20 protein-coding genes are annotated in these 25816 nt (G+C 46.4%); 15 read left to right on the top strand and 5 right to left on the bottom strand.

Annotated features, from left to right (window positions below):
* The first annotated feature begins 29 nt into the window (after nucleotides 1-29).
* Entirely contained in the window at nucleotides 30-761 is a 732-nt protein-coding gene (locus ACQ4M5_RS25430) for a TIGR04283 family arsenosugar biosynthesis glycosyltransferase (protein WP_430678511.1), read from the top strand.
* On the opposite strand, the gene ACQ4M5_RS25425 is transcribed toward ACQ4M5_RS25430, so the two are convergent.
* On the bottom strand, nucleotides 758-2299 hold the full coding sequence (locus ACQ4M5_RS25425; protein ID WP_430678510.1) for a mercuric reductase: 1542 nt from the start codon (nucleotides 2297-2299) through the stop codon (nucleotides 758-760). The genes ACQ4M5_RS25430 and ACQ4M5_RS25425 overlap by 4 nt on opposite strands.
* A 49-nt stretch (nucleotides 2300-2348) precedes the next feature.
* Here ACQ4M5_RS25425 and ACQ4M5_RS25420 point away from each other — a divergent pair, with 49 nt between their 5' ends.
* Together ACQ4M5_RS25420 and ACQ4M5_RS25415 are read left to right on the top strand one after the other, a co-directional pair.
* Nucleotides 2349-2978: a class I SAM-dependent methyltransferase gene (locus ACQ4M5_RS25420; RefSeq protein ID WP_430678509.1), complete on the top strand. Its 630-nt coding sequence runs from the start codon at nucleotides 2349-2351 to the stop codon at nucleotides 2976-2978.
* Between the two features lie 18 nt (nucleotides 2979-2996).
* The gene (locus ACQ4M5_RS25415; RefSeq protein WP_430678508.1) at nucleotides 2997-4205 is read left to right on the top strand and encodes an acyltransferase family protein; all 1209 of its coding nucleotides are present in this window, start codon (nucleotides 2997-2999) and stop codon (nucleotides 4203-4205) included.
* A 20-nt stretch (nucleotides 4206-4225) separates the two neighbouring features.
* On the opposite strand, the gene ACQ4M5_RS25410 is transcribed toward ACQ4M5_RS25415, so the two are convergent.
* On the bottom strand, nucleotides 4226-4744 hold the full coding sequence (locus tag ACQ4M5_RS25410; protein ID WP_430678507.1) for a vitamin K epoxide reductase family protein: 519 nt from the start codon (nucleotides 4742-4744) through the stop codon (nucleotides 4226-4228).
* A 767-nt stretch (nucleotides 4745-5511) separates the two neighbouring features.
* Here ACQ4M5_RS25410 and ACQ4M5_RS25405 point away from each other — a divergent pair.
* Nucleotides 5512-5691 (top strand): hypothetical protein, encoded by a 180-nt coding sequence (locus ACQ4M5_RS25405; RefSeq protein ID WP_430678506.1) that lies wholly within the window; start codon nucleotides 5512-5514, stop codon nucleotides 5689-5691.
* Here ACQ4M5_RS25405 and ACQ4M5_RS25400 read toward each other — a convergent pair.
* Complete coding sequence (locus ACQ4M5_RS25400; protein ID WP_430678505.1) at nucleotides 5688-6623, bottom strand: serine hydrolase; 936 nt, start codon at nucleotides 6621-6623, stop codon at nucleotides 5688-5690. The two genes, ACQ4M5_RS25405 and ACQ4M5_RS25400, sit on opposite strands and share 4 nt — an antisense overlap.
* Nucleotides 6624-6645: 22 nt before the next feature.
* Between ACQ4M5_RS25400 and ACQ4M5_RS25395 the strand changes: the two genes are divergently transcribed.
* Both ACQ4M5_RS25395 and ACQ4M5_RS25390 read left to right on the top strand, forming a co-directional pair.
* Complete coding sequence (locus tag ACQ4M5_RS25395) at nucleotides 6646-7290, top strand: C40 family peptidase (protein ID WP_430678504.1); 645 nt, start codon at nucleotides 6646-6648, stop codon at nucleotides 7288-7290.
* On the top strand, nucleotides 7287-8438 hold the full coding sequence (locus ACQ4M5_RS25390) for an alpha/beta hydrolase fold domain-containing protein (RefSeq protein ID WP_430678503.1): 1152 nt from the start codon (nucleotides 7287-7289) through the stop codon (nucleotides 8436-8438). Before ACQ4M5_RS25395 ends, ACQ4M5_RS25390 begins: the two co-directional genes overlap by 4 nt.
* 304 nt (nucleotides 8439-8742) lie before the next feature.
* Here the strand turns inward: ACQ4M5_RS25390 and ACQ4M5_RS25385 are convergent, their stop codons facing one another.
* Nucleotides 8743-10980 carry a transglutaminase TgpA family protein gene (locus ACQ4M5_RS25385; protein ID WP_430678502.1) on the bottom strand — a complete coding sequence of 746 codons (2238 nt, stop codon included), beginning with the start codon at nucleotides 10978-10980 and terminating at the stop codon, nucleotides 8743-8745.
* Nucleotides 10981-11257: 277 nt separating this feature from the next.
* Here ACQ4M5_RS25385 and ACQ4M5_RS25380 point away from each other — a divergent pair, with 277 nt between their 5' ends.
* The 8 genes from ACQ4M5_RS25380 to aroF all read left to right on the top strand — a co-directional run bounded on the left by ACQ4M5_RS25380 (nucleotide 11258) and on the right by aroF (nucleotide 23194).
* The gene (locus tag ACQ4M5_RS25380) at nucleotides 11258-16936 is read left to right on the top strand and encodes an ATP-binding sensor histidine kinase (protein WP_430678501.1); all 5679 of its coding nucleotides are present in this window, start codon (nucleotides 11258-11260) and stop codon (nucleotides 16934-16936) included.
* 262 nt (nucleotides 16937-17198) lie between these two features.
* A complete protein-coding gene (gene pqqA / locus ACQ4M5_RS25375; protein ID WP_430678500.1) occupies nucleotides 17199-17360 on the top strand; it encodes a pyrroloquinoline quinone precursor peptide PqqA in 162 nt (53 codons plus the stop codon).
* A 14-nt stretch (nucleotides 17361-17374) separates the two neighbouring features.
* Nucleotides 17375-18607 (top strand): PQQ-dependent sugar dehydrogenase, encoded by a 1233-nt coding sequence (locus ACQ4M5_RS25370; RefSeq protein WP_430678499.1) that lies wholly within the window; start codon nucleotides 17375-17377, stop codon nucleotides 18605-18607.
* Nucleotides 18604-19488, top strand: a complete 885-nt coding sequence (gene pqqB / locus ACQ4M5_RS25365; protein ID WP_430678498.1) for a pyrroloquinoline quinone biosynthesis protein PqqB — start codon at nucleotides 18604-18606, stop codon at nucleotides 19486-19488. The genes ACQ4M5_RS25370 and pqqB overlap by 4 nt, the downstream gene beginning before the upstream one ends.
* 10 nt (nucleotides 19489-19498) lie before the next feature.
* On the top strand, nucleotides 19499-20233 hold the full coding sequence (pqqC, locus tag ACQ4M5_RS25360) for a pyrroloquinoline-quinone synthase PqqC (protein WP_430678497.1): 735 nt from the start codon (nucleotides 19499-19501) through the stop codon (nucleotides 20231-20233).
* Entirely contained in the window at nucleotides 20220-20480 is a 261-nt protein-coding gene (gene pqqD / locus ACQ4M5_RS25355) for a pyrroloquinoline quinone biosynthesis peptide chaperone PqqD (RefSeq protein ID WP_430678496.1), read from the top strand. The genes pqqC and pqqD overlap by 14 nt, the downstream gene beginning before the upstream one ends.
* Nucleotides 20473-21558 carry a pyrroloquinoline quinone biosynthesis protein PqqE gene (pqqE, locus tag ACQ4M5_RS25350; protein WP_430678495.1) on the top strand — a complete coding sequence of 362 codons (1086 nt, stop codon included), beginning with the start codon at nucleotides 20473-20475 and terminating at the stop codon, nucleotides 21556-21558. Before pqqD ends, pqqE begins: the two co-directional genes overlap by 8 nt.
* A 781-nt stretch (nucleotides 21559-22339) precedes the next feature.
* Entirely contained in the window at nucleotides 22340-23194 is an 855-nt protein-coding gene (gene aroF / locus ACQ4M5_RS25345; RefSeq protein ID WP_430678494.1) for a 3-deoxy-7-phosphoheptulonate synthase, read from the top strand.
* Nucleotides 23195-23431: 237 nt separating this feature from the next.
* Here aroF and ACQ4M5_RS25340 read toward each other — a convergent pair whose 3' ends face one another.
* Nucleotides 23432-24679 (bottom strand): L-lactate MFS transporter, encoded by a 1248-nt coding sequence (locus tag ACQ4M5_RS25340; RefSeq protein ID WP_430678493.1) that lies wholly within the window; start codon nucleotides 24677-24679, stop codon nucleotides 23432-23434.
* Between the two features lie 248 nt (nucleotides 24680-24927).
* On the opposite strand from ACQ4M5_RS25340, the gene ACQ4M5_RS25335 reads away from it, so the two are divergent.
* The gene (locus ACQ4M5_RS25335) at nucleotides 24928-25791 is read left to right on the top strand and encodes a bile acid:sodium symporter family protein (protein WP_430678492.1); all 864 of its coding nucleotides are present in this window, start codon (nucleotides 24928-24930) and stop codon (nucleotides 25789-25791) included.
* Nucleotides 25792-25816 lie beyond the last annotated feature (25 nt).

Below are 25816 nucleotides of genomic sequence, written 5' to 3'. Positions count from 1 at the left end.
CGACTTTTACGATCGCTCAGTAGGAAAAAATGATGCAAGTCTCGATCGTGATTCCCACATTGAACGAAGCGAGTCGTCTTGGACGCACATTACGGCAGCTTGCAGTGCTTGAACCATCCGCGATCGAAGTACTGGTTGTGGATGGAGGAAGCCAAGATGAAACCGTTCCAATTGCACAAGCGGCTGGAGCAAAGGTAATTCAGTGCGATCGTCGAGGGCGATCTGTGCAGATGAACTATGGAGCAAAATCAGCGATCGGAGATGTGGTTTGTTTTTTACATGCGGATACCAGTGTTCCTGATGATTTAGTTGCTGTGATTGAGCAAACACTTTCAGATTCAGCGATCGTTTGTGGTGGCTTTGTCTCACTGATGGCTGGAGCACAGAACACACGCTGGGGAATTTCACTGCACAACTACTTAAAAACCTACTACGCTCCTTTGCTGTTTAGACCGCATTTGTTCTTACGAGGATTGCGTCTGCTCTTTGGTGATCAAGTGATGTTTTGTCGCCGCGCTGAGTTTTGGGAGTGTGGTGGATTTGATGAGCAGCTTCCGATTATGGAGGATGGAGATTTGTGTCTGCGACTGGTGCAAAAAGGGCGAATTCGACAGGTCAATCGGATTGTACAATCCTCCGATCGACGAGTTGCCAAATGGGGAGCTTGGAAAGCAACAGCAATCTATCTCTATGTTGGAATTTTATGGGGAGTGGGAGTCTCTTCGGACTATCTCAAAAAGTTCTATGAGGATGTCCGTTAGGTAAGCTTTGCGGCAAGCTTTAACACAAATTGAATTGCAGGATTGAGAAATGTTTTTCGATAGTATACGTCTGCTGCTTGTTTAATCGCTTGTGCTTGCGTTGGATAGGGATGAATTACTTCAGAGAGTGCCTTTAGTCCTTGTTTTTTGACGATCGCAAATGTGACTTCGCTGATCATGTCGCCTGCATGACGCGCCACGATCGTGGCTCCTAAAATTCGATCTGAACCCCGTCGAAGTAGAACTTTCACAAAACCATTGGTTTCTCCGTCGGTTAAAGCTCGATCGACTTCTTGAAAAGGAATATGAATTGTTTCAGTCTCTATTCCTTTAGTTTGAGCTTCTGTTTCATACAGTCCAACATGCGCGATCTCAGGATCAGTGTATGTAACCCAAGGCATGACGAGGTTACTGAGCTTACTTCGCCCTAAGCCAAATGGAGCAAATAAAGCATTCCGTATCAGAATTCGAGCGGCAGCATCCGCAGCATGAGTAAACTTCCATCGCATACAAATGTCGCCTGCTGCATAGATTCGAGGATTTGTAGTTTGAAGATAATCATCTACGATCACACCAGTTGTATTGTATTTTACGCCGACAGCTTCTAGGTTTAGTCCTTCAACGTTTGGCGATCGTCCTGCACCAATCAAAATTTCATCTACAACAATCGTTTTTGTTGTGCCCTGATGTTGATAGTGAATCACTTTACCCGTATCGGTTTGCTCGACCCGGTTTACGGTGCTTTTTAGAAGTAGCTCGATACTATCTTGTAAAAAACTTTGCTCGATTAGATGAGCAGCTTCGGCATCTTCTCGATCGAGCAAATGGTCTTTGTTATGAAGTAGCGTGACTTCGCTACCGAGTCGCTGAAATGCCTGTGCCAATTCACACCCGATCGGACCCCCTCCAATTACTGCCAAACGAGCAGGACGATTGACCAATGAGAAAACAGTTTCATGGGTGAGAAAACCAGCCTCAACAAGTCCAGGAATGTCAGGATGACCCGCACGTGCACCTGTAGTAATCGCTGCCTTCTTAAAGCGAAGTTTAGTTCCGTCAACCTCGATCGTCTGTGGGTCACAAAAGACTGCCCGACCGAGAAATACATCAATTCCCAAGCGACGAAATTCGTTTGCTGAATCATGCGGACTAATCTCAGAGCGAATCCGTCTCACTCGTTGCATTACCGCCGCAAAATCAACCTCTACAGATTCGGGGGGACGAATCCCAAAAGGTTGAGCATCGCGAATTGTAGCCGCAACCCGTGACGATTGAATCAATGTTTTCGAGGGGACACAGCCTAGATTGAGACAATCACCGCCCATCAAGCTTTTCTCAATCAAAGCAATCTTCAATCCCAAGTTTAATCCAGCCGCTCCAGCCGCTACGACCAGTCCAGCCGTTCCTGCACCCACTACAATCAGGTCATAGATTGGTGCGGGTGTGGGATTGACCCAATCTGTGGGATGCACCTGAGCAATCAGTTTTTGATTGTATTCATCAAGCGGTTGAACGGCAGGCTGATTCAGGATTGACATAGCAATGTTTTACTTACAATAAAGAAGCGATCGCTTACGAGCTTTGATCATGGAAACAATGGTGCGTCAACAGTATAACCAAATGGCAACGGTGTACGATCGCCTCTGGAGCCGTTATATTCTCAAATCTTTATCGTTTCTGAGAGATTGGACGCAGCTTGCCCCAACGAGCACTGTGCTAGATGTTGCTTGTGGTACGGGAACTTTTGAAAGTTTAGTTCTAGCAGAACAGCCAGATCAATCGATCGTTGGAGTTGATCTATCGGAGAAAATGCTAGAAATTGCTCAGAAAAAATGTCGCGACTATCCGAATGTTTCGTTTGAACAAGCTTCTGTGACCGCATTACCGTTTGACGATCGCAGTTTTGATATCGTGGTTTCAGCCAGTGCGCTTCACTACTTTGAAGATTCGATCGCAGCTTTACTAGAAATAAAGCGGGTACTGAAACCTGAAGGGGAGCTAATAATTCTCGATTGGTGTAAAGACGATTGGCTGTGTCAAATTTACGATTTTGTTCTGAAGCGACTCGATCGAGCGCATCAACAGTGTTATACACAGCATGAATTTCACGAGCTTCTGAGCAAAACAGGTTTTCACATTGATCGATCGACTCGATTTCGCACAGGTTGGGCATGGGAATTAATGATCGCGACTGCAAAGCCTATCGATAGAATTTAGGAAAGTTAGAACATTGATATGCCAATTGTTGAGAACAAACAAGGAACGCGATCGCGTCGATACGACTTTGATTGGTTGAGAGTATTAGCTGTTTTGCTGCTGATCTATTTTCATGCGGCTGCCGTGTTTTATCGAGGTGAGCTTGGAGAGTTTTATATTCAAAATGCTCAACCTAGCCAACTGATGAATGCTCTGATATTGTTCATCCATCAGTGGCACATGCCGCTTTTTTTCCTGATCTCTGGTGCGGGAACTTGGTTTGCATTGTTGCATCGATCTAGTCAGCAATATGTTCAAGAACGTGGGCAGCGATTATTTATTCCGTTTGTGTTCGGAACACTCTTTCTAGTTCCACCCCAGGTATACTTACGACTGCTGAATCAATCAGCTACCGATCGAGCTTATTGGCAGTTCTATCCTCAGTTTTTTAATGGTGTTCGCCCCTATGGGAACTTTGAATGGGCACATCTTTGGTTTCTAATTTATTTGTTTACGTTTTCAATTCTGGCACTCCCGCTATTGATAGTTCTGCGAGATGCACCACTACGATCGACATTAGCAAACTGGATCGAGAAACCTGGTGTCATCTTGCTGATGGCGTTACCTTTGGCTCTGATCGAAGGTAGCTTACGACCCCATTGGTTTGGGTTTCAAAACCTGTACGACGACTGGGCGAATGTTTGCTTGTACCTGCTGTATTTTATCTATGGCTATTTAATCTGTTCAGATGCTCGATTTGGAAGCGCGATCGACAAACATTTAGGGATTGCGACAACATTAGCGATCGTCTGTATGAGTGTGTTGCTCAGTCTGTGGCAGACCGATCTGATTCCCGATCGCGCTTACTCAGTCAACTATGTTCTATATCAATGTTTTCGAGGCTGCAATAGTTGGTTCTGGGTGTTGATGCTCTTAGGACTGGGACGGAAATTTTTGAATGTTAATAGTCGTTTATTGTCTTATACGAACGAAGCAGCTTACCCGGTTTACTTGCTCCATCAAACGGTTTTAGTGTCGATCGCGTTCTATGTGGTTCGTTGGAATGCGGCAGTCATGACAAAATTCTGGACAATTAGCACCGCTACAGTTGTTGTTACGATCGCGCTCTACGAACTGTTCATCCGACGGTTCAACCTTGTACGATTCCTATTTGGTCTGAAGCCAGTCATAAGGCAGTCGCGCCAAGAAGCCTCGATCGCGACTGCCTCAGATTCAAGCCAATCCTAGCAACTGAGTGAGTTCTAGAGTTAGATTGTTCCTGGATCGCGCTTGCCCAAAAGGTGCTGAACCGCTGTATTTGCTTCGGGAATTGCCAACACAAACGACGCGATCGAACAAAGTGTCGCAACTTGGCAATAGGCGCACAGTGCTTCATTATCCCGCCACTCGATTCGCGCTAGTCCCAATGCCACGATCGAATCAATCAGCGTTTTTCCTGCCATTGCGATCGGTAAGAGTGGCGCTTGTGTGGCGCGATTTGCTCCGCCTGCTCCAGCCAGCAATGCTGTAACTGAATAGTTGACAAGCATCATCAATCCATCCGGTGTATCAAATACGCTGTAGGCGAAATCGGAAGCATCGACTTTACTCGAATCAATTCCGGGAATGGGCGGATCAGGAAGTTTGTCGATCATGCCAACTTGATAGGCAGAGACCGCTTCTGCCATTGTTGCACCCAGGAAAGACAGTCCCATAATCAGGCGACGACGGGATAGATCAGGATTCTGACCTTTCCGTAGTTCCTCACTCAGTTGTCTTGGCTCCATTTGATGTTTTCTCCAGATGTAAGAATGTATTGGGTGAAGACGGTTTTCGGTCAAGCACACAACATTCACACAGTTTGGTTGCCAGGAGAATAGACAACACCACACTATAGGCAGAATTCGACGATTTTGAAGTGTTGTTGAATCGGCTTAAGAGGGTGTTTGGAAAGTAATCGTTCATCGCCTGAATCGCCCCTCGAATGGAATTCGGGGCTATCGGAACAAAGTCTGTTGAAACAGACTGAAGAGGATCTGAAGATTGGCTTTCAGTCCCCTTTAGTGGACTTTCTCCGATAGACCGTGATTTCTAATCACGGGTGGAACGTAATCGCAACGAAGAGTCTTTCTATACTTTTCAAATATCCTCTAAAAGCGCGATCGATTTTAGAAAGCGATCGACAATCAGTATACCTAGCCATTCACAACAGAAAGCTACCAACTCGGCAATAGAACCCTATCGCGACTTGGTAGCGAGTTATGGTGATTTGACTCTAGGACACATCGTAATTTTGACGGGATTTGACCTAGAAATCTGTATCGAAGATTGCTCAAATTCATCGATTGACGAGAATCACAGACGAGAAAGGGTCGATCGAGCATTCTATAGCAGTACCTACTTTAGTTAGAACACTTCTTAGAAAGCCCCCCAGCCCCCAAGTTTGGGGGAGTAAGAGTCTTAAGCCCCCAGAATTGGGGGTTTGGGGGCAACTCCGAGGATGTCCTAATCTAAACTTCTACTGCTATAGAAAAGTTATTTAACTGAGCAATCCATGATTCGACTTAATCAATTGATGATGGGCTTTTCCGTTGTGGTCGGTTGCTTGATTATTGGCATTCAGAACACGCCAAAACTTTGGCATCAATTCCAACTTTGGCAGCACTCCGGAGTGACTTGTGAGCAGTCTACAGAAGACGGAAAAGCCACACGCTACGGAAACGATTGCAGTTAAATCTCTTTCATGGCTTCGTTAATCTGCTGAGTGACAAAGGGCAAAATTTCTTCATTCGCACTGTGTGATTTGCCTTCGGTGAAGACGACGAGAAGATAGGGCTGCAAATCGGGCAGTTCAACATACGCGGCATCATGACGGACTCGGCTCATTAAGCCTGCTTTTGACCAAACTTTTGCAACTTGAGGAACACCGCCCCCGATGAAGCCCACGATTTGATTTTCGGGATCGGCTTCGAGATCTGCGGGATTTAGCGATCGCTTAATTAATTCCATCATCGACTGCGATCGCTCTGGTGTAACCGCTACGCCACCTACAATACTGTGAAGCAATTTCGCGGCTGCATTCGTAGTGAGCATATTCCGATTCTCGAAATCTTCCCCGTAAAAGGCGCGTTCTCGCCCGTAGGGACCATCACACCAAGTTTTTTGATTCACATTAATCGTGGCAAACTCTGACCAGTTCAACGATTGAAAATACCGATTCACAATATTGCGCTGATATTTCCAGGTTTCAAACGGTCCGGCTGCAAGTTCGGGTCCGCCTGTCGTACCGCTGAGAACATCCACAACCAGTCCAGTTGCATCATTACTCGAATCGACAATCATATCGCGCAGTGCCCGATCGAGTTCGGCAGAGGACGGGATCATGCCACGTTCTAACCATTCGTGTGCCGCGACTAGGTAAAATAGCTTGACCACACTGGCGGGGTAAATATTTTCAACACCGCGATAGGCGAATCCTCTGGGCGATCGCTGCCAAAATTCTTCGGGGCGAATCGCTCCGCCAGTATTGACGAACACAGGCGAGTCATACACAATCCAGGTCAATGCAATTTGATTTGCAGCAAGACTCGGAAACTGTGCCCAAGTCGCTTGTAAGACTCGATCGCCCAAGGTTTCTAACCGTTCGTCTTTGTGAAAAAAAGTCATAGCTCAGTGAAAGTTCTGCCTTATGCAATATCGCACGATCGCGAATCTCAATCTCTACGATTCACCGGATTTAAATCGGTTGGCAACGCAAGCGGCTGCGGGTCGCTATTTGAAGATTTTGTCAGATGAGCCGCTTCAGGTGATGACTTGTGAAGATGATTATCCGGGCTATCTTGATCCGCAGGATTTGAAGTCTCTGGAAAAGGCTGAAGAGTCGTATCAGGCGGCGGTTTGGACAGCGGAAGAAATTCGCGATCGTATCTCTGAAGTGATCGAATTTACTCAAACGGCGATGTCGGTTCCGAATGAGTATCTTTGGGGTGGAACGGTTGCACCAGACTATGATTGTTCGGGCTTGATGCAGGCGGCGTTTGCTTCGGTGGGGATTCGACTGCCGCGAGATGCGTATCAGCAAGAGGCATTTTTACAGCCTGTTGAAGTGTTGATTCCGGGTGATTTGGTGTTTTTTGGCACTCCTGAGAAGGCGACTCATGTTGGGCTTTATCTTGGAAATCAGCAGTACATTCATAGTTCTGGCAAAGATCGCGGACGAAATGGAATTCACATCGATCGACTTTCAGTAGAGGGCGATGCGATCGAACAATATTATTATTCAATCTATCGAGGAGCGGGAAGAGTCAGTTCTAGTTATATTCCCCAGCAATGATGTCTGTTTTGATTTGGTTACTGTGTGCAATTAGTTTTTTCCTATCCCTTTGGGTTGTGATCCCGGCTCCGATTTTTTCATTGTTGCCGTTGAGTGTGGGCGCACCAGAGATTAGTCACTGGCTGGTTTTGACGAATACGATCGCGGCTCTACTTGCATTATTCCGCGTTCACTCTTTGCCATTGTTTATCGGAATGCTATTTGCACTAGGTTTGAGTCTAATTCCTGCTGTACAACTTCCCACAACAATACAACAAGCGAAAACAGCAATGATATCGACTTTGGGTGAAAGTTCTATGCAGCAAGTTTTACCCAGTTTTCGCTCTGCTCCTTTTGTTGTGTTCGATGCGTTTCGTGGAATTCCGAAAGCTGAGATTCGTCGAGATTTGAACATTCCGGTTGCGAGTCCTGATAATGTCCCACTCACGATGAATGTATATCGACCTGTGAAAGCAGGGAAGAATCCAGCGATCGTACAAATTTATGGAGGTGCTTGGCGATCGGGAACTCCGGACTCGAATGAAGACTTTAGCCAGTACATGGCAGCACAGGGCTATACCGTTTTAGCGATCGACTATCGACACGCGCCACAGTACAAGTTCCCCACACAGCTTGAAGATATTAGAACGGCAATTCAGTTCATTTTGCAAAATGCCGATCAGTATGAAGTGGATGTCGATCGCATGGCAATCATGGGACGATCCGCAGGGGGACATTTAGCGATGTTAACAGCGTTTGCGACCAATGCTTTTCCGTTTCGTGCGATCGTCAATTACTACAGTCCAGTTGAACTCACGGAAGGCTATAACAATCCACCGTTTCCTGATCCGATCAACAGTCGAGAAGTGCTAGAGAACTTTTTGGGCGGAACTCCAGTGCAGCTTTCGGAGCGATATCGACAAGCATCGCCTTATCAGCAAGTACGATCGAATCTCCCGCCAATCTTGCTAATCTATGGAGGCAAAGATCATATTGTGCAATCCCAATTTGGTCGAAGCTTGTATGAGAAATTGAATCAGAATGCCAACACTGCGGTGTTCATTGAAATACCTTGGGCAGAACACGCCTTTGATGCTGTGTTTAATGGGATTAGTAATCAGTTATCGCTCTACTACACAGAACGCTTTCTAGCATCAATACTGAAATAACCTAAGTTCGAGATAAGGCTGGGCGCTTGGCGGTTTCTAACCGCCACAGCAATTGAACGCAATTTCTTAGAGGGTGTTTGAGAAGGATAAAAAGCGGCTTTGCTTCGTTGCCAGTTCGCCCGGAAATAAATCTCCGGGCTAATGTAGGAAACTCCGCTGAAGCGGACTGCGAGCACAACACGGAGTTCTTAGCCCAGTTTAGTGGGCTTCCCCCGATTAGCCCGGAGATTCATGTCCGGGCGGATGAATGCAATGAACGATTACTTCTCAAACACCCTCTTATCCAGAACTCAGGTTGAAATAGCTATCGTACCTTCTGACGCGACTTCAGCACTTTCAATCTCTGACGTAACTCTTCAATTTCTGGCTTCTCTCGTCCGTAGCGCCATCGAACATACGCCTCGGAAATTTCGCGAATCGCATGAGATCGATCGTCGTTTTGAACTTTCTTCGCCGATCGAGCATATTCCAAAGGCGTATCTGCTGCACTCTTTCGATAACCTTGAGAGGCAAGTTGGGAGAGCATCTGCTGATAAAGTCGCTCCATCGGTTGCAACTTCCGCATCCGTCGATAGTAGCGCCATTTTTGCCAGCCTTGACCGATTAGCCAGACAGACATCGAGCTTCCAATGATAATCAAAGTCGCTGTAAAGAAGCCTTGCAAGCCTTGAGTAAAGAGAGCGAGGAACCAACCGATCGCATTTCCAACAATCCGAATTACTTCACTAATCCAAGCCGTCACAGGTAAAGGCAACCAGCTTGCAACCCAACTCCAGAACCGCTGCAACAAACTAAACGGCTGATAGTCTTCAACCGAAGGTGGAATGAGTTCATGACCAGGAATCGGGTCGATCGTAAACCATCCCATTCGCGGCACAAACATCTCTGTCATCGCGTAAGCATCTGTATTCCGAACAATGTACAGTCCAGTAAACGGATTGAACTGTCCCGGAGCGTATCCAGCAACCAATCGAGCGGGAATGCCAATCGATCGCAGCATCACAGTCAGTGCCGTTGAAAAATGATCGCGATCGCCGCCTTGATTCTTCAGAAAAGCAAGAACTAAATCCTCATTCGGTTCTAGTAGTTTGAACTCTTGCTGAATCCGATAACGCTGTTTCAAATACTGTCCGAGATACAAAGCTTTTTCATAATCTGCATCTAATGAATTCTCAGAAGTTGCTAAGATGCGATTCGTTTCTGCTGCTACCTGTTGTGCAATGCTCGGTGGAATCTGCAAATGTGGACTCTTTTGAGGATATTGCGCTCTGAGTGAATTCAACCGCAGCAAAGTACGATCGCGATACGGAACCGCCGAAACCACACTGTAAGTAATGCCATCACCTAAGTTAATCGGAGAACGCAATCCTGCCTCTGGATCGATCGCGATTTCATCCGTCGGAAAGTACACTTCTCTTGCTCGATCGAGGGCTGGCAGCAAGTTCGGCATATCCGAAATAATCGAAAAAGTCTGAACCACTTCGCGAGTTCGATTCACACTCACCGGAGTTGGCAAGATAAACCGATACGACCAAGGCAACCGTTTCACCGTCTGGGTTTTATCATTGCGAGAAACTTCCCAGCCTTGTCCGGTATATCGATCGAATGCCATCACCCGCCAAAAACCTTCAATCTGCGATCGGACTCGCATAATCGCTCGTGGCTTGAGTCTACCGCGCTGATTCTGATTAATCTTGTCGCCAAATCCTGCATAAAAATCCGCACTTGGATCACCCTCTTGTGTTCTACCGCGTCCCTGTCCTGTGCTCCCTCCCCGAATTCCAGCACGTAACTCTCCGCTCGATGGCGAGCCTGGATTGTTAATTACTCGATTATCAAATCGCTCATGCACACTTACCGGAGAACTGACTGGGAACATTCGCAATTGATACCCTGGCAAGCGCGGCATAAAGGCGAAAATGACTAATCCCAAGGCAAGCACGATCGCAAAAATCGCAGGCAACACTCGAAAATTGATCTTCTTAAAGCTGGTGCGCTCTAGCTTAACCACATCCACACCTAAGCGCGAACAATAATCAAGCATTAAAACGGGAAGTGCGATCGCCAAAAATACGAGCAACATTGCTCCGAATAGCATCGTTTGACTTAAGGTACTAGCAACCGAGAGCAGCACCAATCCAATGATCATCGAATAGCCCAAATCTTTGCGTCGTGGCAAATCAAAACTATGCAGCACTTGAATCTGAATCAAGAACTCTGCTAAGAGCAATCGATTATCACCCGATTGAGCATTTCCGAACATCTTGCCGAAAAAGCTGAACAATACGATCGTCATTGCGATCGCTAATAGAAACTTAAACCCAACATTCTTTTTCCCTCGTCGATGCCAACTCCAATACGCCCCGATCGCGCTGAGGGGAATTGCCCAGAGTGCTAACTGAGTTTCCGCCGCCAGATCAGTCGCTAAAATGCCGACACTAACGAGCGATTGGGTGAGGACTCGAAACAGAATCGACTCTTCGGGTTTTGCCTCTGGAATTGCTTGAATCCGGGCTTGGACTTGTTGCCACCAGTTTTTCATGAAGAAAAGATGAAGGGTAAGTTCACCCTCCAGAGTACCCGCGATCGAGTCCAACTATCGAGAATTCTGCACTCAATAAAACTAAGGCATTCCAGCGGGCGCAGATTAAATTAATTGCATCCTCGATTGTGATTTGCTTTGTGCTGAGAAAATGACAGCTTGATTCTGATGTGATCTACATCTCTTGTTGATGTGATTTATTGTCATGAGCAATCTAGAGCATCTGGGTATCTTTTGGGTAAGTTGCTATCGCCCCATCTGTCTCAGGAGCCAAGCTATGTCCGAATTGTCTGCTCAACAGTTTGAATTGAATGGTTATTCAGCGATCGAGCCAATCTATCTTGGTTCGAGAACGCTCGTATATCGGGCTGTTCGGAACAGCGATCGAGCTTCTGTGATTCTCAAACGATTGCGAGATGAAACACCAACGGTCGAAGAACAAACGCAGTTTCGCAATCAATACGTGATCACAAAAGACTTGGCGATTCCTGGGATTGTGCGGGTGATTGGGCTGGAATCTGGTGGCAACGGAGAAATTCTTGTTATGGAAGATTTTGGGGGCATCTCGCTCTCTGAGTTCTTCCGCAGGCATCGATTGTCGATCGCGCAATTTCTCTCGATCGCGGTGCAACTGAGCGAAACACTCTATGAGTTACATCAAGCTCGAATTATCCACAAAGACATCAAACCTGCCAATATTCTGATTCGTCCTGATTCGATGCAGGTTCGATTGATCGATTTTAGTATTGCTTCTCAACTGTCGCATCAAACTCAAGAGCTTCAACACCCCAACCAACTCGAAGGAACATTAGCTTATCTTTCTCCAGAGCAAACCGGACGAATGAATCGATCGGTTGATTATCGCAGCGATTTCTATTCTCTGGGCATCACGTTCTATGAGTTGCTGACGGGACAAGTTCCTTTTATGGGGAAAGATGCGCTTGAGATTGTGTATGGGCATCTTGCGAAAGAGCCAACTGCGATTCGATTGATGAATCCTGAAGTTCCTGAAGCGATCGAGCAAATCATTCAAAAGCTAATGGCGAAGAATGCAGAAGACCGCTATCAAAGTGCAAAAGGGTTACAAGCAGATCTAGAATATTGTTTAGAGCAGTGGAAAACAACAGGGACGATCGCAGCCTTTGAGATTGGAAAGCTCGATCGAATGGCTCAGTTCAACATTCCTGAAAAGCTCTACGGACGGGAAACTCAGGTTAAAATTCTGCTTGATGCGTTTGAACGAGCAAGACAGGGAAGTGCAGAATTCGTTGTGGTTTCTGGCTATTCAGGCATCGGAAAAACAGCATTAATTCGGGAATTGTTCAAGCCAATGACTGAAAGCAATGCTCACTTTGTCTCTGGAAAGTTTGAGCAATTCAAGCGGGACATTCCTTATGCTTGTTTAGCTGAAGCTTATCGGGGATTGATTCAGCAAATTCTAGCAGGAACGGCTGAGAAAATTGAGTTTTGGCGCGATCGCTTTCAAACTGCGCTCGGATCATCGGCGCAACTGGTGATTGATGTTATTCCAGAATTAGAGCTACTCATTGGTAAACAACCTTCTACACCAGAACTTTCACCGACAGAAGCTCAAACTCGATTCGAGCAGTCAATGTTCACGTTCATGACGGCGGCATCGTGCACTGAATATCCAGCAGTCGAGTTTATGGATGATTTGCAGTGGGCAGATTTAATGTCGATTACGTCGCTTAAATCATCCATGCAAAGTCCGGCGAATCGATATCGTTTGATCGTGGTTGCTTATCGGGATAACGAAGTCGATCCGACGCACCCATTAGCTCAAACGCTGTCCCAGATGCAGTCAGAAGGCATCGCATTTGAGCAGATCAATCTCGCGCCCTTATCACTTTATGATGTGATGCAACTTGTTGCAGATACGTTGCAATGTCATTTCTCTAAAGTTCAACCCTTAGCAAAGCTACTGCACGACAAAACTCAAGGAAATCCTTTTTTTATCACTGAGTTGTTGAAGTCTTTGCACGCTGAAGAACTATTGAAGTTTAATTTGGGGACTAATGCTTGGCACTGGGATCTGAAACTAATTCAACAGCGCAATATTACCGAGAATGTAGTTGAACTGATGATTGCTAATCTCAAAAGGCTTCCATCTCATGCTCAAACTGTTCTGAAATTAGCCGCTTGTATTGGTAGTCAATTCGATCTCAAAACGCTGTCGATCGTTAATCAGCAATCGACAACCCGAACCTTGCAATCACTCTGGGATGCGATTCAACAAGGCTTTATCCTGCCATTAGACAAAAGCTGCCAATTTGGAGCAAATGACTCTAATGAACTTCAGACTCAAAGGTTTAGATTCCTCCACGATCGCGTTCAGCAAGCCGCTTACGAACTAATTGATGAAGACCAGAAACAAGCGACTCATTTAATGATCGGTCAGTTGCTCTATGAACGTACTCCAGAAACAGAGCGAGAATCAAACATTTTTACGATCGTTGGTCATTTGAACACGGCGATCAATTTAGTTTCAGATAGAGAAGAATTAGCTCGATTGAATTATCTGGCTGGACGGAAAGCAAAATCATCGATCGCTTACGATTTTGCTCAGAAGCACTATTCACTTGCACTCAGTCTCTTAACGGACACGATTTGGCAGACAGACTATGAGTTTGCGCTGAAATTGCACGAGGAAGCGATCGAGATTGCCTATCTGTGTGGTGACTTTGAGCAAATGCAGCAACGAGCAAAATGGCTGTTTGCACACACAAAAACAGTCCAAGAACGCATCAAAATCTATGAGCTTCAAATCTCCGCGCAAATTGTTCAAGGCAATCCGCAAACTGCGATCGTTTTTGCATTAGAGATTTTGGAGCAATTAGGAATCTCTCTCCCGACCAGTCCCACTGCTGCGGATGTCGAACAACTCCAAGCTGAGATTGCAGCTATGTTACCCCCAGACTTGATGGAGTTGACTAAGTTACCCCAGATGACCGATGCGAATTCGTTAGCTGCTTCTCAAATTCTGATTAGTATCTACTCAGCCAGTTTTGTCACGAATCAATTCCTGTTTGCTCAGGTCGTAATGACGATGGTGAAACTATCGCTGATTCATGGCAATTCAGCCCTTTCTGCCTGTGCTTACGTCGGATATGGCTGTTTGTTGGTCAACTACTTTGATCAGCCCGCATTATCTTACCAATCCGGTTGTCTTGGATTAACGTTAGCGGAACAGTTTGGCGATCGCTGTATGGAGTCGATGTCGATTCACATCTTTGCTACATTCGTTCTGCCGCAGAATAGAGCCTTGCAGGAGGCAGTTTCACTGCGTGAGCGGGGAATGATTGCCGCGATCGAGAGCAGCAACCCAGAGATTCTGGGTTGGCATTATGTGGATGGTTCGCATGACTTATTCTTTCTGAGTCGGACACTCCCAGCGGTTGAAACTAAAATCGCGGGCTATGTCGCAAACTTAGAGCAGTACAATCAACGGTTTCAACTCCTCTGTGTTCAATCCTTACACCAGATGATTCTGAATCTACTAGAGCCTTCCGAAAATCCCTGGTTGCTGGTAGGCAAAACCTTTGATGAAGTCACTGCGACTGAGAATGCAACCGAGGATATGCGAGCGCTTTTGGGTTTTACATACACCTTTAAGCTAATGCTGTGTTGTTTCTTTGATCAGGCAATTCTGGGTCTGGAATCGGCAAAGACAGCGAGATTGGGCATTCGTGGTTTAACCGGAAATACGGTTTGGCATTGGTTCCATTTCTACGAGTCGTTAGCTCATTTGATGGCATTTGATTCATTACCAGAAACAGAACAAGCACAGGCACTTGAACAAGTTGCTGTGAATCAGCCGATTTTAGAACGATTAGCCAGTCGTGCGCCAATGAACTATCAAGCAAAGCTGGATCTAGTAAACGCAGAACAGTGTCGCGTGATGAAGCAGTACGAAAAAGCGATCGGACTTTACGATCGAGCAATTACAGGCGCACTCGAAAACGGCTTCATTCAAGAGGCAGCATTCGCGAATGAACTGGCAGCAAAATTCTACTTCAAGCTCAACAAATCAAAAATTGCTCAAGTCTATCTCAGGGAAGCATATCAGCAGTATGAACAATGGGGCGCGATCGCGAAACTCAGACAGCTTGAAGTGCAGTATCCTAGTTATCTACTGTTTCCTACTTCGATTCATCAAACCAGAAGCAGCACCAGTACGAGTACAGAGCGCCTGGATCTCGCCACAATTATCAAAGCGACGGAAGCTATTTCGAGTGAATTGGTGCTCGATCAATTGCTCGATCGACTCTTGCACATCATTCTAGAAAATGCAGGAGCGCAGAAGGGTTGTATTATTCTCGATCGAGCAGGAGAACTATTCATTGAGGTTGCAGATACGAATCAAGATGCTTCAGAAGTAATTGTCGAGGCGATTCCGTTAGCTCAGAGCCAAGATTTTCCCTTGTCTATCTTGAACTATGTGGCTCGAACTCAGCAAGCGATCGTCTCGATCGATGCCACAACAGAGAGCATTTGTGCAAGCGATCCCTATGTCTTGAAGCATTCTCCAAAGTCATTGTTATGCACACCAATTTTGTACCAGGGCAAGTTTATCGGACTGGTGTATCTAGAGAATAACTTGGTCAAAGGCGCATTCACGCACAATCGCCTAGAGACCGTGAAAATTTTGATGGGACAAGCCGCGATCGCGCTTGAAAATGCTCGTTTGTTTACCTGTATTCAAGAAAAAGCGACCGAGCTAGAGCGATCCGAGTCACGTTTAAGCAAGCTGTTTGAGCAGTCTGCTGATGCCACTTTTATCTTTGATCCGCAACAACTCAAGTTCACGAAGTGCAATCAAGCCGCAATAAAACTCTTAAAGTTTGATACCAAAGAACAACTGATTGGATTGGGACCGGGTGATATTTCCCCTGAATTTCAGCCAGATGGAAGACCTTCGATCGAGGTTGCGATCTGGATGACTGCACTGGTTTTTGAAAATGGAAGTCATCGATTCGAGTGGCTTTGTCATACAGCGAAGGGGGAACCAATCTGGCTTGAGATTGTCCTAACCTTAATGTCGTTTGATGATCAGCCAATTTTCCACGGGATTTGGCGCGATTTGACAGAGCGTAAACAGGCTGAAGCGGCACTAAGAGATAGTCAAGCGCAGCTAATCCAAGCGGAGAAGATGTCAGCTTTAGGGAACTTAGTGGCGGGTGTTGCTCATGAAATCAACAATCCGATCGGCTTCCTCAATGGCAGTATCAGCAATGCCAAAGACTTTGTGCAAGATATATTCACGCATCTGGAACTCTGTGAGCAACAGTTTCCGAATGATGCAACCATGAGCGCTCATGCAGAAGAGATTGATCTAGAGTTCGTAAAAGCAGACTTGCCGAAACTGTTGAATTCGATGAAAACCGCAGTCGATCGAATTAAATCAATCAGCCATAGTCTGCGAACTTTTTCACGTGCGGACACTGAAAACGCGATCGTGGCGAACATTCACGAAGGCATCGATAGTACATTGATGATTCTGAAATATCGCCTGAAAGCGAATGAATACCGCCCTGAAATTAAAGTCATCACGAACTATGGAACGATTCCAAACATTGAATGCTTCCCTGGACAACTCAATCAGGTGTTCATGAACATTTTCGCTAATGCGATCGATATGTTTGATGAGTCACAAGATCGTCAACCTCAGATGATTACGATTCAAACTGCACAAGTTGATCAAAACGCTGTAGAAATTCGGATTCGAGACAACGGCAAAGGAATGCCTGATGAAGTAAAAGCGAAAGTCTTCGAGCATTTATTTACTACGAAAGTAGTCGGCAAGGGAACTGGATTAGGATTGTCGATCGCTCGCCAAATTATTGTTGAGAAACATCAAGGCTCGATCGCGGTCAATTCTACGATCGACGAGGGTTCTGAGTTCGTGATTTCCTTGCCTATCAATCAAAATCCATAATGACTAGAGCAATCCGGTTTGAGTTGTGAGATTCGGGAACGCCCCCAAACCCCCAATTCTGGGGGCTAAGAGTCTTGTTCCCCCAAGCTTGGGGGTTAGGGGGCACGATCAATCCTGCAATTCACAACTGATTTAGGATTGCTATAGAGCCTGACCCTTTCTAAAAATGCGATGAACGATCGTACCCGAAGTTGTCATTTCTCTAATTTTTGCGATAGAACTCAGAGAACAATTGACGCGCTAAGTAGTTAGGAGAACTTTCATGGCTTCACAGAATTCTGCTCAATCTTCACCGCAAACCGCTCAAGACACCCAAACCGATTCTCGCCTGCCGATTCGGACTTCTAGCGATTGGGAAAAACCCTCGATCGAAGAACTCGATCTGTGTCTAGAAGTGACCGCTTACGTCTATCACTGGCAATAGGCGGGACACAACACATGAATTCAATTAAACGGATTGCGCTTGGACTGGGAAGCGCAGCGATCGGGCTGTCGATGTCCGCTTGTTCGCTTCCGCCTGCGAGTACAACTTCTGCTTCGAGTGAACCTGCGTCTACTCAAGTAGGTTCTCAAGTGGATTCTCAAGGGAATTCTCAGGTGGCTTCGACCAACACCGCAGCACAAGGATATCGAAAGGTCGAGGTGTTAAACAAGCTCGAACGCCCCTGGGGAATGGTGTGGCTGCCGGATGGTCGATTGCTAGTCACCGAAAAAGCAGGTGTGATGCAAATCGTGAGAAACGGCAAGTTGGAGAATAAGATCTCCGGTGTTCCTTCGGTGATGTATCAGGGTCAAGGTGGATTGATGGATGTTTCGATTCATCCTCGATTTGCTGAGAATCGATTTGTCTATCTGACTTATTCAGCGGGAACGGTTGATGCCAATCGAACTCGTGTTGCTAGAGCCGTACTGGACGGTAATACTTTGCGGGATCTCAAAGTGATCTTTGAGGTGAATCAAACTAAATCTGGTACTCAACACTTCGGTTCGCGGATTGTTTGGCTACCGGATAATACGATGTTGGTGTCGATCGGGGATGGGGGGAATCCTCCGGTTTCGCTGAACGGAGAGTTAATTCGCAAACAAGCTCAGAATCTCAACAGTCGTTTAGGGAAAGTCGTGCGCCTGAATGATGATGGGTCTGTGCCGCGTGACAATCCGTTTGTGAACAAGCCGAATGCTGATCCGACAGTTTGGAGCTATGGGCATCGGAACATTCAAGGATTGGCAATTGATCCGACAAATAACCGAGTCTGGGCATCGGAACACGGCTCACAGGGTGGCGATGAATTGAACTTGTTGGCAGCGGGTCAGAACTATGGATGGCCCGTGGTTACGCATAGTAAAGAGTACTGGGGCGATGAGATTACACAAGAGCGATCGCGTCCGGGAATGGTTGATCCGAAAGTGGTTTGGACTCCTGCAACTGCTCCGGGTGGATTATTGTTTTACACAGGCGATCGCTTTCCCGCTTGGAGAGGAAACTTATTCTCTTCGGGGTTGGTTTCTCGTGATCTCAAGCGGATTCAGTTAGACGCTCAGGGGAATGTTCGCGGTCAAGAAGCGATCGAGGTCGGTCAGCGGGTGCGCGATGTCTCACAAGGTCCCGATGGCTTAATCTACTTCATCACCGATGATGGGATTTTGTGGAGATTGGAGCCGACCGGATGATCGTGAGAATTTTGGGAGCGGCGGCGGGTGGCGGCTTTCCGCAGTGGAATTGTCGCTGTCGAAGTTGTGAAGCGAGTCGATCGAGCATTGCGAAATCATTCACTCAATCCTCGATCGCGATTCGATCAGACAGTGGAGATTGGTTTTTGATCAATGCGTCGCCGGATGTCCGCCAGCAAATTGAATCGATGAGGTCGCAGAACTGTTTTGAGGAACAAGATCAGCGATCGATTCCGTTTGCTGGAATTTTTCTCACTGATCCTGAGATTGATCACACGACAGGTTTGATTCTGCTGCGGGAATCTTCGCAACCGCTGAAAGTCTATAGTCCTGTTGCGGTTCAATCAGCGTTAACGACAGGCTATTCATTGTTCTCAACACTGCAAAATTATTGTGGTGTCGAGTGGTTGCCGATCGAAGAATTTCATTCACCTGAGTTAGAGATTGAGGCTTTTGCGCTTTCGACGAAGCCACCGAAATATATGCAGGCAACCTCGGAACAAGTTTGGGGAGTTGGATTAACAATTCGCGATCGCATCACAGGCGGCGTTCTTACTTATACGCCCGGACTCGCTGCCATTGATCAAACCATGCAACACCGATTTGAAGCGAGTGATTGTATTTTGATCGATGGCACGTTCTGGACAAACGATGAACTGCCTGCGATGGGTGTGGGAACTCGATCGGCGCTTCAAATGGGACATTTACCTTTGTCTGGAGAAGATGGCAGTTTGAAAAAACTCGAACAGTTATCTACTCGCAAAATTCTCGTCCATATCAATAACACCAATCCAATTCACATTCCTGATTCTCCAGAGCGTCGAACGGTTGAAGCTCAGAATGTTGAGATTGGATATGACGGCTTAATGTTCACGCTCTAAGAAATTACATATGCTCACTTCCCCTCAAGTTATCCCGGAATGCTGGTCGCCTGAAGCTTTCGAGAATGAGCTTCGTCAGCAACATCGTCGTTATCATCATTTGCATCCGTTTCATCAGCGAATGAATGCTGGAGAACTATCGCCTGAAGAGGTTCAACGTTGGGTGATCAATCGTTTTTACTATCAGCGCAGTATTCCGCTGAAAGATGCAGCTATCTTATCGAACTGTCCGGATCATGAAGTGCGACGCGAATGGATTCAGCGCATTATTGATCATGATGGTCGCGCAGTTGGAGAAGGCGGAATCGAAGCTTGGTTACGATTAGGGGAAGCGGTTGGACTGTCCCGCGATCGACTGTTGAACGATCAAGAAGTTTTACCCGGTGTGCGTTATGCGGTCGATGCTTATGTGAATTTCTGCAAAACGAAACCGTGGATTGAAGCGATCGCTTCTTCTCTAACTGAACTATTTGGACCGGATGCAATTCGCGATCGCTTAGTCTCTCTCGAAAAGTACTATCCCTGGATTGATCCAAAAGGCTTCGACTATTTTCGCGTTCGATTGCATCAAGCGCCACAAGATGCCCGTTACGCTTTGAATCTAGTTCTACAACATTGTCAAACCCTTGAAATGCAGCAGAAAGCAGTACAAGCCTTAATCTTTAAGTGCGATTTGTTGTGGAGCCAGTTGGAAGCCATCGATCGAGGTGATACTCGTCCGGGAGTACAGCATGAACGCGAATAGTTCACCGTATCTCGCTTGTGGTGTGCGACTCTTTTGGGATGAAGTTCGACAACAGCACTTTTTACTCTTTCCAGAAGGTGCAATCAAGCTCAATCGAACCGCTTTAGCAATTTTAGAACGCTGCGATCGACAACATACGATCAGCGAAATCATTGCAGAACTCACGGCGCAGTTTGATCAAATGGTTGAATCGGATGTGTATCAACTTGTCGATCGTATTTCACAGCGAGGATTGCTGAATGAATGAGATTCCCCGCCCGTTTACTCTAGTTGCTGAACTAACTTATCGCTGTCCGTTGCGCTGTCCGTATTGCTCGAATCCGATGAACTGGAGCGAATATCGGCAGGAACTTTCGACCGAAGATTGGGTGCGCGTGATTCGGCAAGCTCGACAGGCGGGCGTGTTGCAATTGGGACTGACAGGCGGAGAACCTTTACTGCGAGATGATTTAGAAATCCTAGTCGAGACTGCGGCGGGACTAGGACTTTATACGACGTTAGTAACTGCTGGAACTCTGTTCGCTCCAGAACGAGCAGCAAAGTTAAAAACTCTAGGATTAGATCATGTTCAAATTAGCATTCAGGATAGTGACTTGCAGAACAACGATCGCATTGCTGGAACTCGATCGTTTGATCAAAAACTCACAGCCGCTCGGTTCGCAAAAGAGCTAGGGTTTCCGCTGACGTTGAACTTTGTCTTGCATCGTCAGAACCTCGATCGTATTGAAGAAATGCTGTTACTCGCAGAAGGACTCAATGCCGATCGAGTAGAACTTGCAAACACTCAATACTATGGATGGGCATTGTACAATCGAACTGCATTGTTACCGACTCGCGAACAGTTAACTCATGCAGAGCAAGTTGTAAAAGCGGCTCAACAACGCGGCAAAATCCCGATGGGAATTCTCTATGTGATTCCAGACTATTACGCTCAGTATCCCAAGCCTTGTATGGGCGGTTGGGGCAATCGAACGCTGATTATTACTCCCACAGGTGAAGGTTTACCTTGTCAAGCCGCAATGGAAATTCCAAGTCTTGAGTTTGGTAATGTTCGAGAGCATTCACTCGATTGGATTTGGTTTGAAGCACCGGGAATGAATCGATTTCGCGGCACAGATTGGATGCCTGAACCTTGTCAGAGTTGCGATCGCAAAACGCTCGATTGGGGTGGCTGTCGATGTCAGGCATTCCTACTGACTCAAAATGCAGAAGCGACTGATCCTGTATGTCATTTATCTCCCGATCGCGCTCAAATTCAATCCGTATTAGATCAAGTGCCTGAGCAAGTAGGAAGATTTGCTTACCGCGATCGACAAGTGGTTTAAAGGGTTTTCATCGATCGGTTTCAGAAATTCTCTAATTCGACTCTCATCTTCGATATTTCTCTCTCTCCGATCGCTCTAGGAGCTTACAAATGCACTGCGGGAGATCTCGGATTCGCTTTAGGAGTTTACAAATACTCTCCACGAGGTCTCGAATTGACTCCAGGAGCTTACAAATACGCTTCACGAGTTTACAAATTGATTCCGGGAGTTTACGAATACGCTCTATGAGATCTCGAATTGACTGTAGGAGTTCACAAATGCACTCTGGGAGTTCACAAATACACTTCGTGAGTTTACGGTAACTTTAGCTGCGATCGCAGATTGCACCCGACTCGAAGGTGGAGAAGTTCGCTTTGTCATCGGTCTACTTCGCACAACTACATCGTTTTAAAGTGTTGACAAACCCTGAAAATTCTCGATCGAGGGTCTTGACTTCCTCTCGATTCCTTTGTTAAGGTTCTGGATATTGAACTTTATCGCCACTTCAGCAAATGCGTTACAGCGTTTCCTACTTTTACTTTTTTTGGCGATCGGCGGCTCACCCGGCGAGGTAAATCCTCATGTGTCCGTCTGGTGAGCCGCAGAGTAATATCTGCGGTTTTTTAATGTCCTAAATTTTTCCACAGCAATGACTCACCTCACTTCCTGGCTTTACGGTTTTTACTTTTTTACCCACAGACGTTCTGGGTGAGTTGGTTGCTTGCGCGATTTACCAGCCCGGAACCTCGAACAGGCTCCGGGTTTTTTGTTTGAAGTTCATCCATTTCTTAGGAGTTTCACCATGAAAGATGCCAAGTTAGTTCTCAAAGCCAATCCCGATCATCAATCGATCGTGTCGCTGTCAAAAGAAGTCTCGATCGGCGGTCAAGAGATAGTCATTATCGGGGGTCCGTGTGCAGTCGAGAGTTTGACGCAGATGGAAACCATAGCTCGTGAACTCAAATCGGCTCCGATTCAAGCATTAAGGGGAGGTGTGTACAAACCGCGCACTTCCCCTTACGCTTTTCAGGGCGCAGGATTGGAAGGATTGGAAATTTTAGCCACGGTTAGCAAGCAGTATGATTTGCCCGTTGTGACTGAAGTGATGGCGATTTCGCAGATTGAAGAGATTTCCGCTTATGCAGATATGCTGCAAGTTGGCAGCCGCAATATGCAGAATTTTGATCTGCTCAAAGCATTGGGACAAGCTGGAAAGCCGATTTTGTTAAAGCGGGGACTGGCAGCAACGATCGAGGAATTCGTCATGGCAGCCGAGTACGTCATGAGCCACGGAAATCCGAATGTTGTTCTCTGTGAGCGCGGCATCCGGAGCTTCGATAGTTACACGCGCAATGTTCTCGATCTTGGTGCAGTCGTCGCTCTAAAACAGTTGACTCATCTGCCTGTGATTGTTGATCCCAGTCATGCAGCGGGACGACGAGAATTGATTGCAGATTTATCAAGAGCCGCGATCGCTTGTGGAGCCGATGGATTGATCATTGAAAGTCATCCTGATCCCGATAAATCTGTGTCGGATGCACAGCAAGCTTTGTCGATCGAGGCGATGACGCAGTTAGTTCGCAGTATCAAGCCTGTGGCGGAAGCAGTGGGGCGAAAAATGTACGGAGTGGAATGTCCACAATTCGCGATCGTATAGTTTGTGAATCGAAATTTTGCGTCGCTGCGGTGTTGTCCGCCCGGCGCTAAACCGTCCGGGCTAATGGGGGAAAGGAGGCTGAAGCCCCCTCAGAGCATAATCTTAGCCCACTTCAGTGGGGTTCCTTCGATTAGCCCGGTCGGTTCAGCGCCGGGCGAGATAGCGGATGAACGCACCAAAATTCACAAATAGAAAATGCGACAGATCTAAAATGATCTGTCGCATTCAAGCAATCAATTAAGCAACCGATCGATCTTGTTCCGATACTGCTCGACTCGGACGCTTCAGCATAAAGGTTGCAACAATGATTCCCACGATCGCTAAAATTGCAGTGGGATAAAAGAACAAGGTATAGCTACCGAATGTATCTTTGATTCGACCTGCTAAGACTGTTCCCAACACTGCCCCAACGCCATAAGCCGTAAACACAATGCCATAGTTCTTGGCGTAGTTATTCGCATCAAACAAAGTCGCAGTTGCAGTCGGCGCGATCGCTAACCAGCCTCCCAAACACAGCCAGAACAAACAGAATGCGATCAAATAGCTGGCAACCTGTCCCGCTTGAGCATTGATCATCAGAATCGAGGCAATCAAAATCAGCACATAAGAGACGATCGCAGCCTGCTTGGTCGAAACGCGATCGGACAGCCAGCCAAACAGTGGACGACCTAGCCCATTAAACACTGCAAACAAAGAAACCGTTGCATCCGCAGTTACTTTATCGAGCTTGACAATTTCTTGAGCGACTGGGCTAGAAATTCCGATCGCGGCTAGTCCTACAAAGGTTCCGATCGTGTAGCAGATCCACAACCCGTTAAAGGTTTGAGTTCCCAACATTTTCGTTCCTTGAGTAGCGATTGTTTTAGTGCTCGGAGTCCAACCGCTCGGAGTCCAGCCTGCGGGCGGCATCTTGAGCGCGAACGAGATCAACACAATAATTGCCGCAAACGCCGTTCCCAAAATGATGAAAGACTGCCTAACTCCGTAAGTTGCAATCAGATTTCTTGCGATCGGTGCAGTAACCAGTGGCGATAGTCCGAATCCGATCACGGTCGTTCCGACTGCAATCCCCTTCTTGTCAGGAAACCATTTAGCGGAGACTGCCAGCGGCACACCGTAAACGATTCCAATTCCAGCACCTGTGATCACTCCATAGGTAATGACTAGCATGAAAGCACTGGCATCTAGTCCAGATAGGACATAGCCTAATCCGGTGATAATGCCGCCGACCGCAGTAACTAATCGAACACCATAACGCTCAATCAAAAAGCCTGCGATCGGCATCAATATCGCAAAAACTACCAGCAGAATTGTGAAGGGTAGTAAACTCTCGGTAGCATTAATTTTCAGGAGCGTTTGCAGTGGTGTACGGAAAATACTCCAGGAGTAAACCGTTCCAAGACAAAGTAAAGCAAGAATGCCGAGCGGAATAAAGAGCCAGCGACCTTTCTCCGCAGGCATACCAAAAAGAGTAACGTTATTCATCGTTTTAGGAAAAAGGGAAATTCCAACGCGAAACGCTCACGAAGCTATAGAGAGCGTCGCGTCGGGTGAGCTAGAGAAATCTCGAATGATCTGAACTGTATCAGTCAAGATTGACAAATGTTTAACCGAAATAATTTCAGTTTCTACTGATTTTAATAGATTTAGGTCTATTGCTATTTTTCTTCAATGATGAAGTTAGAGTTTTTATCAAAAGTGAGACAATACAAGCTCATTCAATTTTTATCATCATGCAGAGCAATTTATTTACTTCCGTTTTGCTACCGCTGGCTTTAGCGATCGTGATGTTAGGAATGGGCTTAAGTCTCGTGCCTGATGATTTTCGCCGCATCACACGCGATCCTAAAGCGGTCGCAGTCGGAACAGTCTGTCAAGTTTTACTCTTACCGCTGATTGGAGCATTAGTTACTTTAGTTGTTCCGATGCAACCAGCGATCGCGGTCGGGTTGATTGTGCTTGCAGTCTGTCCCGGTGGTCCTTCCTCAAATTTGATTACTTATCTTGCTAAGGGCGATGTTGCTTTGTCGGTGACATTAACCGCTGTGAGTAGCATTATCACGGTGTTTACGATTCCGATTTTTACGAATTTAGCACTGCAACGTTTTTTAGGGCAAAGTGCAGCAATCGCGCTTCCGATCGGACAAACGATGCTGCAAATCTTCCTCATTACGTTGCTCCCGATTGCGATCGGAATGTTGATTCGCCAGCGATTTCCCACGACTGCAAAACGGTTAGAGAAGCAAATGGGACGAATTGCACTTGGACTACTGGCATTAATTATTGCTTTGTTGCTCGTGCGTGAAGGCAGTAAACTTCCAGGATTTATTGTGCAGGTTGGGATCGGAGTCTTGTTGCTGAATCTAGCAGCAACCTTCACTGGATTTTTTGCGGGAAAACTATTTCGACTACCGATCGCACAGCAGATTTGTATCGCGATCGAGGTTGGAATTCAGAATGGAACATTAGCGATCGCGATTACCGCAGGTCTGTTAAACAATCCTGATATGGCAATTCCAGCAGCAGTGTATAGCTTACTGATGTATGTCACTGGATTTGGCGCAATTCTCTACGGTCGAAACTCAAATCTGCGGTAAACTCTGTATTCATCAGCGTTCTTGA

The sequence above is a fragment of the Leptolyngbya sp. AN10 genome, assembly GCF_050565645.1.
Classification (GTDB): domain Bacteria; phylum Cyanobacteriota; class Cyanobacteriia; order Leptolyngbyales; family Leptolyngbyaceae; genus Leptolyngbya.
This window is presented reverse-complemented; position numbering and strand designations above follow the sequence as displayed.